Consider the following 14,963-nt stretch of genomic DNA (forward strand, 5'->3'; position numbering starts at 1 on the left):
CATCGACAATTCCCGGATTCCAGATTCGGCCGCGACCGCCGACCAGTTCGTCCGGCAACCGCTAGAACGGCATAGTCACAGAAAGTAGCAACTCTATTACTTAGAGTCGCTCTACGCCTGTTTTATCCGTTATGCGGGGGATATCGGTACGGTCGGCCCGCCTTTCGCTCATGGTCGGCCGTTGCCGAGGTGTGCTTGTGCAGGCCCGTCTCAGCCGCGCCGCGTGGTGACCGCGACCGCCGCCGAGAATGCCGAGACGTTCCCGGCGCCGTCGCGGGCCCGGACCTGGTAGCGGTAGGTGGTCCGGGGCACCAGGCCGGTGTCGGTGAACGAGTTGGTGGCGGCGGTGCCGACCTGCGCGAAGGTGCCGCTCGAGGTCGCCCGGTAGATGTCGTACCCCGCGACGCGGAAGTTGTCGGTGGAGGGGGCCCACGTCAGCGTGGTGGACGAGCGGGTGGTCCCCGACGCGCTCGGCGTTCCCGGCGTCGTGGGTGGCTGCGTGTCCGGCGCCGGGCACGGTGGCGGCACGACGGTCACGGCGGCGGTGAAGGCGGAGACGTTCGCCGAGGCGTCACGGGCCCGCACCTCGTACTGCACGATGCCCTGCAGCGGCTCGGTGAACGTGGTCGTCGGCGTCGTCGCGACCGACGTGAACGGGCCGTTGCCGATCGAGCGGTAGACGTCGTAGCCGATGACCGCCACGTTGTCGGTGGAGGCGCCCCAGTTGAGCGTCACCGCCGCCGGGCAGCCGACCGAGATGCTGATCGCACCCGGAGTCGTGGGCGCCTGCCGGTCCGTCGGCGCCGGGCAGGGCGGCGGGACGATGCCGGCCGGGGCGGTGAAGGCGGAGACGTTGCCCGCCGCGTCGCGGGCCCGCACCTGGTACTTCACGATGCCCTGCAGCGACTCGCTGAACGTGGTCGCCGGGGTCGTCCGGACGAACGCGAACGCCTCGTTGTTGACCGACCGGAACACGTCGTAGCCGACGACGCCGGCGTCGTCGGTCGAGGCGCTCCAGTGCAGCGTCAGCACCAGGGCGCAGTTGATGGACCCGCCGAAGTTACCGGGGACCGTCGGGGCGCTCGTGTCGGCGGCGTGGGCGCTCGGCGGTCCCACGGCGACGAGGGCCACCGTCATGGCGATGGCGGCCCCGGCGAGGCGGCGAAGCAAGCGAGGAATCTGAGACATGGCGGCGCCTCCGTACCTACGGCCGGACTTCCATAGACCTCGATGTCTTGGCAAACCTTAGCCCATGACTCGGCGATGCTGAACCGCACGGCGACCCTGCGGGACTTCCGTTGGTGAACGGCTCTACAACGTCCCGGTGACGGCCCGATCCTGGCCGTCGGCGCCGCTGCGGGCCGGCAACGCGGCATCACGCCGTGTCGCTCGAGACCCCCGAGGCTCGGTGTCCGCGCCGAACAGCGGCCGGCAGAGGGCGTAGATCAGTGCGGCGAAGGCGAGGGTGAGGGCGCCGAACCCGGCGGCGAACGCCTGCGATGCGGCGGGGTCGCGACGGACGATCATGGTGATGGCCATCCCCGTCACCGACGCACCGAGCAGGGTGTAGGCGCCGACGAGCGCGTACATCGGCGGGCGCGCCCACGCCGCGTCCCGCAGGAGCCCGGCGCCGGTCACGAACGCGGCCGGCGCGACGAGGCCCAGGTCCATGAGCTTGACCAGCCAGAAGGCCGTGGGGCTGGCCAGGTACTCGGCGCGCTGCGGGGTGTCGCGCATCGCGTCGGCCAGGGTCGGCAGGTGCTGGGCGGCCAGCAGCAGCACGACGGTGAACAGTGTGGCGGCGGCGGTCCGGCGCAGGCGCGGCGTCGGCGCGGGTGGTGCGGTGCGGCCGATGACCCGCCAGGATGTGACGGCGGCGGTGCAGCCGAGCACGAACGCGAGGTACAGCAGCGGGAAGAAGCGCTCATTGTTGCCGGGCCGCTGTCCGTACTCCTCGCCGCAGATCAGCTGGGCATAGGTGTACGCGGCGAACAGGGCGGGGGCGAGGGCCAGCGCGGGGGCGGCCCGGTGCCCGCGCAGGGACAGTAGCCCGGCGGCGATGCACGCCGGCGCGACGAGCAGCAGCGCGGCCGCATCCCCGCCGGTGATCTGGCTGAGTCCGGATGCCGACGTGTGGTACCGGATCACGCCGATGCCGAACGGTCCGAGGGTTGCCGCCGTGGCGATGGTCAGGCCCAGCGCCATCAGCTCGAGTCCGAGCGTCCGTGTGTTGTGCATGGGGATTCCTTCCCGACCCGGGCCGACCGTGGACGGACCGGTCGTGAGTACCGACGGCCTCCTCTCGAGCACGGTTCGCCGGACCACCCGCGGACGCCAGGGCCGAAGGTCGCTCGATCGGTGACGGCCGGCCCGGCTGCCGCTTGCGTGCGCCGCCAAACTGGTGACTCACATCTCACGAATTAAGATTCGTGCATTACTTTACATGATATCGGCATCGTGTAATTGTGGTCCTGCACGCCAGTCGCCCTGGGCGGCCGGAGGAGCAGGAGGAGGAGCGATGCCGGACATCACCGCGGCGCAGCCGGGTCACCACCCGCATGCCGCCGCCCCGTCACCGCCGACGATTCGGCGCTGCGAGTACCGTCCGGCGGCGGGGTCGGGCGCCCCGCCGCCGTGCTGGCTGCGCACGGCCCCGCACCGGGAGCGGCTGAACCTGGCCCTGTTCACGCTGCGCCGCTACGGCGTCACGACCGCCGCCGCCCAGGGCGACTCGGTCGCCGCGGCCCGCCGGCAGCTCGACCGGCACCAGCCGACCGGCGAGGCGCAGTCCTACCTGTTCTGGACGGCCGCGGAGGACCGGGCCGGCTTCGCGGACGACGGCACGCTGCACGGCGAGCTGACGGTGCACCACAGTGCCGACGCCGCGGAGGCCGTCCGCGCCGCGCTGACCATCGCCGGGCTCGCGCACCGGCCCGGGGCCGAACCGCAGTCCGTGACGATCCTGGCCGCGGACGCCGACGCGCCCCCGTCGCCATGGTGACGGACGGGCTTGTGCTCGCGACGGTCCTGCTGCCCGGTGTGGTGTCGCTGGCGGTGCTGCCCGTCCGCGGGCGCGCCGTGCGAGGCCTCGGCCTGGCGGGTACGGGGGTCGCGGTGGCGCTGCTGGTGCTCGCGGGCGGGTTCGCGGTCGTCGCCGCCCGGCACGGCGCCGTCGAGGCGGTCGTCGTCGCGCGGCCCGGCAGGGTCTGGCTCGGCCTGGTCGTGGACCGGCTCGCCGCGCTGCTGCTGATCCTCATCATGACCGTCAGCGCGACCGCGCAGGGCTTCGCCGGCCGATACCTCGCCGGCGACCGCGGCCGGCGCCGGTTCATCGCCGCGACCGGGCTGCTGACCATGGGCTCCGCCGTCCTGGCGACGGGGGCCACGCTCGTGACAGTGGCGGCCGGATGGACCCTCGCCGGCGCCGGGCTCGTGCTGCTCCTGCGGGTCTACCCGCGGCTGGCGCCCGCTCGGGCGGGGGCCCGGCAGGCGCTGCGTACGTTCGCGGTCGGCGACAGCGCGCTATGGGTCGCCGTCGGGGCAGCCACGATCCGGTGGGGCTCCGTCGACCTGCGGCACGGCCTGCCGGCACAGGTAGCCGGCGACCGTGGCTGGGCCGCGGCCGTCGCCGGGCTGATCGTGGTGGCGGCGCTCACCCGGTGCGCGCAGGTGCCGTGGCACCGCTGGCTCCCGGCGAGCCTGTCCGCGCCGACGCCGGTCTCGGCGCTGCTGCACGCCGGCGCGGTCAACGGCGGCGGCGTGCTGCTGGTCCGGCTGGCACCGATCACCGGCGCCGCCCCGGCCGTGCTGTACCTGGCCGTCGCGGCCGGCGCGGTGAGCCTGGTCTACGGCACGTCGATGATGCTGCTCCGCGCGGACGTCAAGGGAGGCCTGGCGTACGCCACGACGGGCCAGATGGGGTTCATGATGATGACGGCCGGGCTCGGCTGGCCCGCGCTCACGGTGTTCCACATCGTCGCCCACGGGCTGTACAAGGCGACGCTCTTCCTCGGCTCCGGATACGCCGTGCGGGGCGCCGTCCGCGCCGCCGCGGGCGTCCCTCCCCCGGCGATGACGTGGCGGCGGCGCGCACTCGGCGCGGTCGTCGCGGTCGCGGCGGCCGCCGGCGTCACGGCCGCGGAGGCCTGGCGGCCGTACCCGGGCGGAGCGGTGCTGGCCGTCTTCGTGTGGGCGTGCGTGACGGCGCTGGGTCTGGGCTGGCTGCGGCGCCGGGCCACGCCGGCCGCCGCGCTCGGCGTCGTCGCCGCGGTGGCCACGGCCGCGTTCACCTACGTGGCCGCCGCCCACGCGGTCACGACGTTCCTCGCGCTGCCGGGGGGCGCGCGGCCCGCCGCGGGCGCCGTCGTGGCCGCCGTCGCCGGCGTGTCGCTCATCGCCGCCCTGCTGCGCCACCGCGCCGGCGGGCCGCTGGCCGCGTGGCACAAGGCGGCCTACGTCAACCTGCTCGTCAGCGGTCGCGGCGACCGGCCCCGCCCGGCGGCCGGACGGACCGCCGCCGCCGTCGTCCACCGCACCGCCGATCCGATCGCTGTAGGGACGCCGTCATGACCATCACCACCGAGGCCGCCCGGCCGGCCGCGCGCGCCGCCCTGCGCAGCGACGTCCTCCTGGCCGGGCGCGTGCTGCCGGTACACCATCCGCTGCACTCCTTCATCGCCGTCAACCCTCTGGCCGGGCTCGAGGTGCGACCGTTCGCCGACGCGCTGCGGTGCAGCGGCGAATGGTACGGCGCGCGCGGCACCCTGCCCGATGCCGTGATCCGGGCCGCCTACCGGGCCGGGCGGATCACGGACGCCGACCTGACCGCCGCCCTGACCCACCGCTGTCCGGGCCTGCGCGCGGAGCCCGTCGTGCGGCTCGGCGAGACGGCGCTGACCGCGGCGGACCTGCTACGGCTGGAGCTGCTCGCGGCACCGCCCGCACCGCGGCCCCGGCGGCGGCACCACACCCGCAGCGAACGCACCGCACCGGCCGTGGCGCGGCAGGTCGACGCGTACACCACGCGCTGGTGTGCGGCGTTTCTCGGCGATCCGGCCGCCTGGCCGATGCCGGGCCGCGGCGGTCGCTTCTACGCCGCATGGCGGGACCTGGCCTTCCGCGACGCCACCCTCCCCCGCCCGGCCCGGGCCGCCCTGCGCCGGCTGCCCGAGCAGGCCGAGGACGCCCTCGGCGCGGCGCTGGACCGGCTCGGCGTCGACGCCGCGGATCGGGTCGCGTACCTGCGGGCCGACCTGACGCGGATGCCCGGCTGGGCGGCGCACGTGCGCTGGCACGCCGAGCGGGGCGGGCGCATGGACCTCGTCGAGTACCTGGCGATGCGGCTGACCTACGAGTCGCTGCTGCTCCCGCCGTCCCCCGGCGCCGAGGATCCGGCGCTCGACGAGCCGGCGGCGGTACCCCCGGCGCAGCGACGCGCGGCCACGGTCGCCGCCGCCCTGGGCGCCGCCGCGACCGCCGAGCAGCTCGCCGCCGCGGCCGGCGTCCTGGCGCGCTACCCCGCACCGCCGGCCGACCTGGTGTGGCTGGAGGCGTACGAGCACCACTACCGCACCCGCCTGCTGCGTCGCCTGCCGGACCGGCCCGGGCCGGCCTCTCGTAGGCGACCGGCGGCGCAGGTCGTGTGCTGCATCGACGTGCGCTCGGAGGGTCTGCGCCGCCATCTGGAGGCCCAGGGCGACTACGAGACGTACGGCTTCGCCGGGTTCTTCGCCATGCCGATCGGCTTCCGCGGCCTCGACGGCGCGGTCCAGCCGGCACTGTGCCCGGCGCTGATCTCACCCGCCCACCTGATCAGCGAACGGCCGGCGGACCCGGCGGCCGGAGGCGGCGGGGCGGGCGTGCAGGTCGTGGCGGCGGCCGACACGGCGTGGCACGCCGCGAAGGACGGCCACCTGAGCCCGTTCGCGCTGGCAGAGCTCTCCGGCTGGGTCGCCGGCCCACTCGCGGCGGCCCGGACCGCCCTGCCCGTCACCACCGCCCGGCTGCGGCAGCGGCTGCGGGGCGCCGTGACCCCGCCCGTCCCCGGCCGGCTCGACGCCAACGAGTCAGTGCCGCTGGAGGAGCGGCTGCTGTACGCCCAGGCGTTGCTGAGCACCATCGGGCTCAGCTGTCGCATGGCCCGCGTCGTCGTGCTCTGCGCCCACGGCAGTACCACCGAGAACAACCCCTTCCAGGCGGCCCTGGACTGCGGCGCCTGCGGCGGGCACCGGGGCGGCCCCAACGCCCGCACCGCGGCCGCCGTGCTCAACGACGCCGAGGTCCGCACGGGGCTCGCCGCCCGTGACGTCGTCATCCCGGCCGACACCTGGTTCGTCGCGGCCGAGCACGACACCACCACCGACCGGGTCGTCCTGCTCGACGCCCACCTGATCCCCGAGCGCCACCGTGGCGACGTGCAGCGGCTCGCGCGGGATCTGGCCCGCGCCGGGGCCGCCTTGGCCGCCGAGCGCGGTGCCGCGCTGCCCGGCGCCGGCGGCCGGAAAGGTCGGCGGCTCATCCGCCGGGTCCGGGCCCGCGCGGACGACTGGGCGCAGGTCTACCCGGAATGGGGGCTCGCGGGCAACGCCGCGTTCATCGTCGGCCCGCGCTCGCTGACCGCCGGCCTCGACCTGGAGCGCCGGGTGTTCCTGCACTCCTACGACGCCGAGGCCGACCTCGACGGTACCGCCCTGGAGACAATCCTCACCGCGCCGCTTGTCGTCGCGCAGTGGATCAACGCGCAGTACTACTTCTCCAGCGTGGAGCCCGACGTCTTCGGCGCCGGCACCAAGACGATCCACAACGCCGTGGGCGCCATCGGTGTCCTCAGTGGACACGACGGGGACCTGCGCCTCGGACTGCCCTGGCAGTCGGTCGGCTACGGCGACGACCTCGTGCACGAGCCGATGCGGCTCCTGGCGGTCGTCCAGGCACCGCTCGACCGGATTGCGGGCATCGTCGAGCGCAACCCGGTCCTGCGCCGCCTCATCCACGGCGAGTGGATCGCACTGACCGCCCGCGAGCGGCCCGGCGAGGCGTGGCAGCGCTACGGCCGGGACGGCTGGCGACCCTGGACCGGCACCGACCCCCGAGAGCAGGAGCACACCTGATGGACCGACCGGGACTCACCCGCATGACGAAGATCGAGGTCGTCGTCGCCGGCGACGAAGCCGCCGCGGTGGAGAGCCTGTTCCACGCCGCCGGCGCGACCGGGTACACCGCCGTCAGCGGCGTGTCAGGCCTCGGTCACCACGGTCACCACCAGGGCCGGCTGCTGTTCAACCAGCAGGCGACGCTGCGGCTGCTGATCACCGTCCTGCCCGACGAGAAGGTGGACGCGCTGGTCACCGGCCTGCGCCAGCTGCTGGGACAGACCTCCGGCGTCATGTTCGTCTCGGAGACGCACGTGAGCCGGCCCGAGTACTTCGGCTGACGTCAGGCCCGGCGCCCACCGTCCGGTGGACCCCTCGCCGTTCGGTCACGGGTTGCAGTCCGGGCACTCACCGGGCGATGCGGCCCGCTCACCGCGCGGGACCGTCGTGGTGTGCCGGCAGGCGGGGCACGTGTGCACGTCGGCGCGCGGCCGCTCGGTCGGCCGCCCGCAGTCCGCGCACGGCAGCCCCGCCTCGAAGGCGGTGCGGCCGTAGCCCGGGGTGGCGCAGGCCGGGCAGCGGGTGGCGAGCCGGAGGGCCATGCGCCGCCCGAGCCGCCGCAGGACCGCCCGGCGCGTCGGGTTGTGCATGGCCCGCAGGTCGGGTTCGACGGTGGCCCGCCCGTCCGGCGAGCGCAGCCCGGCGCGGTGGATCGCCGCGGCGAGCTCCCCCAGGTCGGTGACGCCCTTGACGACCGGGTCCGATGCGGCGGTACCGGTGGCGTGCGGCCGGACGACGAGCGCCTGACCCGGCCAGCCGAGCGCCGGCAGATGAGGCCGCAGCTCGTCGAGGCCGGCCACCGTCCGCGCGACGCCCGGGATCGCGACACCGCGATGACCCTCGATGATGTACCAGCCGCGGGCGTCGTCGAGGAAGAGCAGGATCTCCTCGTGGCCCGGCCACCCCAGGCCGGGCAGCGAGCCGTAGCTGCCCTCGCTGGCCAGCGCCTGGCGGAGGCCGGTCTCGGCCAGGCCCAGGCGCGCCTTGGCCAGTGCGGTCTCGAGCGGCGGCAGGCAGCGGGCGACGTCGCCGGTGAACGTGCCGAACCGGTCGGTGTCCAGGTCCGGCGGCGCGGTGACGACGGACCCCAGCAGGCAGGCGAAGACGCCCGCGACCTGACGCTCCTTGCCATGCCGGGTGGCGAAGACGACCTCGGCCCCGAGGTACGCCGACGGATCACGCATTGGGCCTCCCTTCCACCTCATCACGCCCCCACCGGCCGGCCACGAGCGCCGGTCACAGCCGGAACCAGCGGCGAGCCGGACGTCGAGCGCTCAGCCGTCGCCGCGCACGAAGATGGCGATGAGTTCGCCGATCGCGTGGTCCCGCTCGGCCGGATGACGGAACGGGGCGTCCGCGTTGATCGTGTAGTGGTTGCGCCGACCGACCCGCTCCCGCTGCAGGTACCCCGCGGCCTCGAGGTCGGCGACGATCGCCTGGGCGGCGCGCTCGGTGATGCCGATCGCAGCCGCCACGTCACGCAGCCGGGCCTCGGGGTCGCGGGCGAGCGCCAGCAGGACGTGGCCGTGGTTGCTCAGGAAGGTCCAGGTGGGGCGCTCGTCGGCGGCGGTCGGCATGCTGCGAGCATACGCACCGCGATTCATGAAACGAGCATCGCACCGACGCCCGCCGCGCAGTGGCGGACCGGACACCGCCGCCGCCGAGCCCACCAGGTCCCACCCGTTACAGTGACGTTCTTCACTGTCTACGGGCCGATGGGCGGCCAGTTGCGGGCATAGGGTCGTCCTCGACGACTTCCATCACCATCGATACCGACGCTGCCGAGCGGGCCGGGCGATCGACGGTTGCCGCCTGCGCCCGATCGGGTGCAGGCCGCGGGGGCGCAGCGAGAAACGGGGATCGCGTGGACGAGATGGTGCTCAAGGCGCAACGGTGGGTGAACGCGACCTACGGGTCGGTGCCGGGCTACAACCGCTGCGCGGAGGACGGCAGCACCGGCTGGCAGACGATCTTCTCGCTGACCAGGGCGCTGCAGGTCGAACTCGGCATCACGTCGCTGTCCGACTCGTTCGGGCCGACCACCTTCGCCCGGCTCACCGCGTTCGGCAGCGTCGGCCAGCTCTCGCCGAACAACAACATCCGCACGATCGCCGAGGCGGGGCTGTACTGCAAGGGCTACACCGGCGGCGACGTCGACGGCTTCTTCGGCACCCGGACCATCGGCGGCGTCATGTCGATGACCCAGGACATGGGGCTGACCCCGCAGGACACCATCTCGCCGAAGGTGTTCAAGGCGCTGCTCACGATGGACGCCTACGTGCTGATCTCCGGCGGCGACACCTATATCCGCCAGGCGCAGCAGTGGATGAACCGGATGTTCAGCACCCGGCGCGACTTCTACATCAGCCCCTGCGACGGGATCTTCTCCCGAGGCGTGCAGAACAACCTGATCCTCGCCATCCAGTATCGCCTCGGCATGGCCGACGGCACCGCCAACGGTGTCGTCGGGCCCAACACCCGGTCGGGGCTGGCCACCCAGGCCTACATCAGGGAGGGTCGCAGCGACCCGGCCGGGTCGGGGTTCGTCCTGCTGTTCAAGGCCGCGCTGATGTTCAACGGCTACGACGGGCACTGGGACGACGCCCTCGCCACCTTCGACAGCCGGATCACCGGCGTGACGAGCCGGTTCCAGGAGTTCGCGAAGCTCCAACGCACCGGTGAGGGTGACTTCGACACCTGGATGTCGCTGCTGCAGTCGACCGGCAACCCCGACCGCGCCGCGACGGCGATGGACTGCGCGCTGCCGCTCACCAGCGCAACCGTCGCGACGGTGAAGAACGCCGGCATCCAGTACGTCGGCCGCTACCTCAGCGGCGGCACCACGAAGATCCTCACCAGCTCGGAGATCGCGCTCATCAACGACGCCGGGCTGTCGTTCTTCCCGCTCTACCAGGAGTTCGGCGACGGCCCCGCCTACTTCAGCTACGGCCAGGGCGGCGCGGCCGGCCAGGCGGCGGTGGCCAAGGCGCACGAGCTCGGCATCCCGTACGGCACGGTCATCTACTTCTCGGTCGACTTCGACGCCCTCGCCTCGGAGATCGAGAGCCTGATCATCCCGCACTTCCGGGGCGTCAGCAACGCGCTGCGCGGCGACGGCTCCTACGCCGTCGGGGTCTACGGCACCCGCAACGTCTGCCTGAAGCTGGCCGAGTCCGGCTACGCCACCTGCAGCTTCGTCAGCGACATGTCCACCGGCTACAGCGGCAACATGGGCTTCAGGCTGCCGGAGAACTGGGCGTTCGACCAGATCAAGAACACCTGGATCGGCGGCAGCCAGGGCACCGCCGGCGCGCTGGAGATCGACCGGGACGTCGCGTCCGGCCGCGACGTCGGGGTGAGCAGCGTGACCCGACCGCGCGACTACAACGACGCCTTCTACACGTACCTCATCTGGGTCGAGGCCCGCGCCCAGCAGTGGTGGGACCTGAACCACCACGACCGCTCGACCCAGGAGCTGACCGCGCAGTACCTGCGCATCCGCAGCGGCAAGAACGACGGCCCCGGGGCCGGGACGACGTTCGGCGAGATCGACCGCGGCTTCATCGACTACGTGAAGACGTACCCGGGCCGCCCGGACATGGCCTCCTTGCGCGACCCGAAGCTCTTCCGCGACACCGAGCCGGAGCACTTCGGCGCGGTCTACGGCGCGGTGCTCAACCACACGCTTGACGGCGACCGCCGGGTGGTCAGTCTGCAGGACTTCGGCGGCTGGGGCGGCGACCTGCTCAGCACCCTCGCCCAGTTCACCAACACGGGGCTGCCCGACGCCGACGCCTACGAGTGGTCCGCGGCCCACATAGCGCCGGACGGCGACGTCGGCTTCTTCAACCTCAGCGACTATCTCGCCGACGTCGACGCGTTCGTGTTCGGCACCGCGTACAACGCCGGCGACCGCCGCAGACTGTCGGAGATCTTCCGGTCGTACTACTCGAACCCGGCGGTCTCCTCGTCGCGGTTCTCGCAGTTCTACACGCAGCGCTTCAACGGCGATCTGACGGTCCTGCGGGCCGCGGCCAAGGGCATGTTCGTGCAGACCGGAGACGACCTGCTGGACGTCGCCCGGGCGCTGTTCTGGCAGCGGGAGGGCGGCACGCTCGCCATCGGCCTGGTCAGCGACGCCGTGTTCGAGGGTGTCTCCCGAGCGTTCGCCGACGTCGTGGTCGCCCGTGCCACCTACTCCTGAGCCCGAGAAGGATGTGAAGAGCATGACCGACCATGCCGAGCGCGGCCTGTCCCGCCGCCGGGTGCTCACCGTCGCCGGGCTCCTCGCCGGGGTCGGCACGGTGCAGGTGGTGCTGCCCGCCACCGCGGCCCACGCCGACCCGGACCACAGCCTCACACCTGTCACCCTGGAGCCGCTGTCGGAAGATCCGGTCACGGTACTGGCCGGCGACCGCACGACCGGCGCGACCGTGCCCCGGCAGCTGGCGGTGCGGATCCTCAACACCGGCGCCGAGCTGCCCGCCGGCACCACCATCGAGCTCTCCTTCGACAGGCGCGTCTACACGCCCGCCGGCGCGGCGCTGCTGACCCTCGGCCCGCGCCGGGTGAAGGCGGCGAGCACCGTGGCCCGCGACGCCGCCACCGGGCTGCTGAAGGTCACCGTCACCCTCGGCGAGGCGCTGCCCGCACTCAGGGAAGGCCAGCCGGCGGCCGTCCTGGTCGTCGCCGCCGCCAACGCCGCCCGCTACCCCGCGGACCTGGTCCGCGACCCGGCCGAGGCGACCGTGGAGCTCGGCGCGACCGCCGGCTCCCCCCGGGTGCGGCGCAGCCTGCGGGCCGGCCCGCCGAAGACCAAGGCGGCGGCGCGGGTACCGTGGGGCCTGGAGCTCAGCGGCGCGTGGGGACGGCACAGCGCCGGGGAGTTCGTCTACCACTACCCCGTTCTGCTCCGCGTGCTCGCGGTCGGCCCGGGACGCACGCCGGTGCCGGTGGCGTTCTCCGTCGCCCTGGACCCCGCGCTCGTCAGCGAGGTGAAGGTGACGGCGCTGCGGCTCAACGACAAGCCGCTCAAGGACCGCACCGACCTCGTCTCCACGGTCCGCAGCACGTCGGTCTACGAGACGCTGTGGCGCACGCCGGTGCGGCTGGACCGGGGTGACGTACTGGAGATCAGCCTGGGGGTCGCACTGCTCACCCCGCCGGCGAACCTGCCGGCGGTCAAGCAGCCGCTTGTGACACTGGCCGCGATGGGCACCGACCCGGCGCAGCGGCAGACCGGACGGCACACGCTCACCCGGCTCGACTCGGTCTGGGGCCCGGTCGAGGGCTGACGCGCGACGGCACCGGGGCGCCGCGCGGGCACCCCGGTGCCGGCTTCGTTCCCGTTCGGCGGCCGGCCTCAGAAGACGTGCAGCAGCCCGTACCCCAGCAGCACCAGCAGCACAGGGCCGGCGACGGCGGCGAGCGAGCCGGCCAGGGCCGCGGACGGCACCCGGGGCAGGGCGACCCGCAGCAGCACCCACGACACCGCCAGGCAGCCGGCCAGCACCGGCACGCCGACCACCACGAGCAGCACCACCAGCGACCCGTTGCCGCCGCCGCACCAGAAGTCGCCCGAGCCGCACGGCCGGTCCGACGCCGCCGCCGACAGCCCGGTGAGGTACCAGAGCACCACCGCCACGGCCGCGGCCAGGTACGCCGCATACCACCACAGCAGGACAGTACGGCCCGCCCGGCTCCGCGCCCCCGCGTCAAGATCCATGGCCGTCACTCTATCCCAGCCGCTGAGTCGGGCGATCGGCCCGATCAGGATGTTGTGCGCTTGGCCGCCTCGTGTTGCGCCAAGAGCTGGGTCGCGCGCTGACCAGGCACCGTTGCGGCGGTTTGAGCGTTGCCAGGCTGGACACTGGCATCACCATGCCCGAGGTCACTGTCGTGATCGCCACCCGCAACCGGCGGGCCAGCCTGGAGCGCACCCTGCACGCACTGCACGCCCACCCCGCTCCGCCCGCGGTCATCGTCGTTGACAACTGCTCGGCCGACGGCACCCCGGACATGGTCGCCGGGAGCTTCCCGCAGGCGCGGGTCCTGGCCCTGGGCCGCAACGCCGGCGCGGTCGCACGCAATCACGGCGTCGCCGCGGCCACCACCCCCTACGTCGCCTTCGCGGACGACGACTCGTGGTGGGCGCCCGGCGCGTTGACCCGGGCCGCTCGGCACCTCGACGATGCGCCCCGGCTCGCGCTCATCGCAGCGCGCACGCTCGTCGGCCCGGCCGAGCGGCTCGACCCGATGTCGGCATTCATGGTCCAGGCGCCGCTGGGGGTCGCAGATGACCTCCCGGGCCCTTCGGTCCTGGGCTTCTTGGCCTGCGCAGCAGTGGTCCGCCGGGAGCCGTTCCTCGCTTGCGGTGGCTTCGACCCGGTCGTGTTCTTCATGGGCGAGGAGGCCCGGGTCGCCCTGGACCTACGCACCGGCGGCCACGGCCTGGCCTACTGCAACGATGTGGTCGCATACCATCACCCCTCGCCCGACGTGGGCGACGGGACCGCGAAACGGCTGCTGGCCTTGCGCAATGGTGTCCTCACCGCATGGATGCGCCGTCCTGCGCGGGTCGCTGTGGCCGAGACGGCACGGCTGCTGCGGGCGGCCGGCGCCGATCCGGCCGCCCGTCGGGCCGCTGTGCAGTTGCTCCAACGGCTGCCCGGGGCGCTGGTCCGTCGAAACCCGGTTCCCGCCGATGTCGAACGCGAGCTCAGGACACTCGCGGCGATGGAGGCAGCCGCTGGATACTCCACCGCGCCGCACTGATTCGTGCCGCTGCAGTGGCGATCACCGGCGCCCTCGAACATGTGCGGGCCCGAGCCGTGACACTGCGCGGCCCCTGAACTGACCGGCCGGGCGGGCGGCAGGGGCACGTCAACTATCGACCGGGCGGCCGGCGATCAGAGCAGACTGTGCGTCACTGCTCGTAAGCGACATGGCCGACCTCCCCCGCTGTAGCGACCGAAGCGTCGACGCAACACGACCAGCGTGGTGCTACAGCCGGACCCAGTCGGCATTCACTGCAGGTATGGGGTGGTGTTGAAGCGGCTGCGGAACTCGGTGAGCATGTCATCGTCGACGACCGCGCCGGCGGCGACCGCGGCGTGGACCTGGCGGAAGTAGTTCTCGTAGCCGGCGGGCGTGTAGAGGCACAACCCGCGTACGGGCCGGTCGCCGGCGTTGCGGAAGCCGTGCGGGGCGCCGCGCAGTGCGGCCAGCAGGTGTCCCGGGCCGACGGTCGTCTCGCCATCGCCGTCGTGGACGGTGAGCTCGCCGTCCAGGACGTAGAAGAATTCGTCATGGGCGTGGTGCACGTGCGGCCGAGCGCCCAGCATCCCCGCAGCCAGGGTGAACTCCTCGAACCCGAACCGCCCGCCGGTCTGCGCGGCCGTGAGCCGGAACAGGTGCTCGACCCCGGCGGCCTCGATGAGCTCGCCGTCACCAGGGCGGCTCAGCACCGCCCGTACCGAGTCATGCATGATCACATGATCTCAGCCGATCGTCTGAGCCGCTGTCCCGGCTGCGCGGCGGTCAGGCGGATGAGCGAGGGAGCAGTGCCCGTCCGCTGCTTCCAGTTTGCTTCGGCTCGGGCAACCGTTTTGCACTGTTCGGTGGACAGACTTCTGCGCATGGTGGTGATCAGCAGCTGGACCCCGGAGGACCGGACGTACGGAACGCTCGAAGTGGCCCGTGAGCTGGCCGCCGTGTGGGTCGTGCACCTGCAGCGGTCCTACCGGATGATCCGCGAGGCCCGTCGGGCGTAGGACGACGCATCCCGCGAGCGATGGATGGTGGCGCGGCTCC

General features: G+C 73.3%; 14 protein-coding genes. 8 read left to right on the forward strand and 6 right to left on the reverse strand.

Going from position 1 to position 14,963, the window contains the following annotated elements; translation table 11 throughout:
- Positions 1-210: 210 nt before the first annotated feature.
- Together Dvina_RS32065 and Dvina_RS32070 are read right to left on the reverse strand one after the other, a co-directional pair.
- Positions 211-1,188 carry a fibronectin type III domain-containing protein gene (locus Dvina_RS32065; RefSeq protein ID WP_223093031.1) on the reverse strand — a complete coding sequence of 326 codons (978 nt, stop codon included), beginning with the start codon at positions 1,186-1,188 and terminating at the stop codon, positions 211-213.
- Between the two features lie 123 nt (positions 1,189-1,311).
- Complete coding sequence (locus Dvina_RS32070) at positions 1,312-2,238, reverse strand: hypothetical protein (RefSeq protein ID WP_223093032.1); 927 nt, start codon at positions 2,236-2,238, stop codon at positions 1,312-1,314.
- Between the two features lie 280 nt (positions 2,239-2,518).
- Between Dvina_RS32070 and Dvina_RS32075 the strand changes: the two genes are divergently transcribed.
- The 4 genes from Dvina_RS32075 to Dvina_RS32090 are packed head-to-tail and all read left to right on the forward strand — an operon-like array spanning position 2,519 to position 7,432.
- Entirely contained in the window at positions 2,519-3,001 is a 483-nt protein-coding gene (locus Dvina_RS32075; protein WP_223093033.1) for a hypothetical protein, read from the forward strand.
- Between the two features lie 11 nt (positions 3,002-3,012).
- Positions 3,013-4,569 carry a proton-conducting transporter transmembrane domain-containing protein gene (locus tag Dvina_RS32080; protein WP_223093034.1) on the forward strand — a complete coding sequence of 519 codons (1,557 nt, stop codon included), beginning with the start codon at positions 3,013-3,015 and terminating at the stop codon, positions 4,567-4,569.
- Entirely contained in the window at positions 4,566-7,109 is a 2,544-nt protein-coding gene (locus Dvina_RS32085) for a DUF2309 domain-containing protein (RefSeq protein ID WP_223093035.1), read from the forward strand. The genes Dvina_RS32080 and Dvina_RS32085 overlap by 4 nt, the downstream gene beginning before the upstream one ends.
- A complete protein-coding gene (locus Dvina_RS32090) occupies positions 7,109-7,432 on the forward strand; it encodes a P-II family nitrogen regulator (RefSeq protein ID WP_223093036.1) in 324 nt (107 codons plus the stop codon). The genes Dvina_RS32085 and Dvina_RS32090 overlap by 1 nt, the downstream gene beginning before the upstream one ends.
- A gap of 45 nt (positions 7,433-7,477) precedes the next feature.
- Here the strand turns inward: Dvina_RS32090 and Dvina_RS32095 are convergent, their stop codons facing one another.
- The gene (locus Dvina_RS32095) at positions 7,478-8,335 is read right to left on the reverse strand and encodes a DUF6671 family protein (RefSeq protein WP_223093037.1); all 858 of its coding nucleotides are present in this window, start codon (positions 8,333-8,335) and stop codon (positions 7,478-7,480) included.
- Positions 8,336-8,425: 90 nt separating this feature from the next.
- Complete coding sequence (locus Dvina_RS32100) at positions 8,426-8,728, reverse strand: helix-turn-helix transcriptional regulator (protein WP_223093038.1); 303 nt, start codon at positions 8,726-8,728, stop codon at positions 8,426-8,428.
- Between the two features lie 296 nt (positions 8,729-9,024).
- On the opposite strand from Dvina_RS32100, the gene Dvina_RS32105 reads away from it, so the two are divergent.
- Both Dvina_RS32105 and Dvina_RS32110 read left to right on the forward strand, forming a co-directional pair.
- A complete protein-coding gene (locus Dvina_RS32105) occupies positions 9,025-11,355 on the forward strand; it encodes a glycoside hydrolase domain-containing protein (protein WP_246656612.1) in 2,331 nt (776 codons plus the stop codon).
- A gap of 22 nt (positions 11,356-11,377) precedes the next feature.
- On the forward strand, positions 11,378-12,445 hold the full coding sequence (locus Dvina_RS32110; protein ID WP_223093040.1) for a hypothetical protein: 1,068 nt from the start codon (positions 11,378-11,380) through the stop codon (positions 12,443-12,445).
- Between the two features lie 68 nt (positions 12,446-12,513).
- Here Dvina_RS32110 and Dvina_RS32115 read toward each other — a convergent pair whose 3' ends face one another.
- Positions 12,514-12,876: a hypothetical protein gene (locus Dvina_RS32115; protein WP_223093041.1), complete on the reverse strand. Its 363-nt coding sequence runs from the start codon at positions 12,874-12,876 to the stop codon at positions 12,514-12,516.
- Between the two features lie 155 nt (positions 12,877-13,031).
- Between Dvina_RS32115 and Dvina_RS32120 the strand changes: the two genes are divergently transcribed.
- Positions 13,032-13,925: a glycosyltransferase family 2 protein gene (locus Dvina_RS32120; RefSeq protein WP_223093042.1), complete on the forward strand. Its 894-nt coding sequence runs from the start codon at positions 13,032-13,034 to the stop codon at positions 13,923-13,925.
- Positions 13,926-14,176: 251 nt separating this feature from the next.
- Here the strand turns inward: Dvina_RS32120 and Dvina_RS32125 are convergent, their stop codons facing one another.
- Positions 14,177-14,638: a cupin domain-containing protein gene (locus tag Dvina_RS32125; protein ID WP_223093043.1), complete on the reverse strand. Its 462-nt coding sequence runs from the start codon at positions 14,636-14,638 to the stop codon at positions 14,177-14,179.
- A 150-nt stretch (positions 14,639-14,788) separates the two neighbouring features.
- Between Dvina_RS32125 and Dvina_RS55345 the strand changes: the two genes are divergently transcribed.
- Complete coding sequence (locus Dvina_RS55345; RefSeq protein ID WP_281428116.1) at positions 14,789-14,923, forward strand: hypothetical protein; 135 nt, start codon at positions 14,789-14,791, stop codon at positions 14,921-14,923.
- Positions 14,924-14,963: the final 40 nt, after the last annotated feature.

Source organism: Dactylosporangium vinaceum (assembly GCF_019904175.1).
Lineage (GTDB): Bacteria > Actinomycetota > Actinomycetes > Mycobacteriales > Micromonosporaceae > Dactylosporangium > Dactylosporangium vinaceum.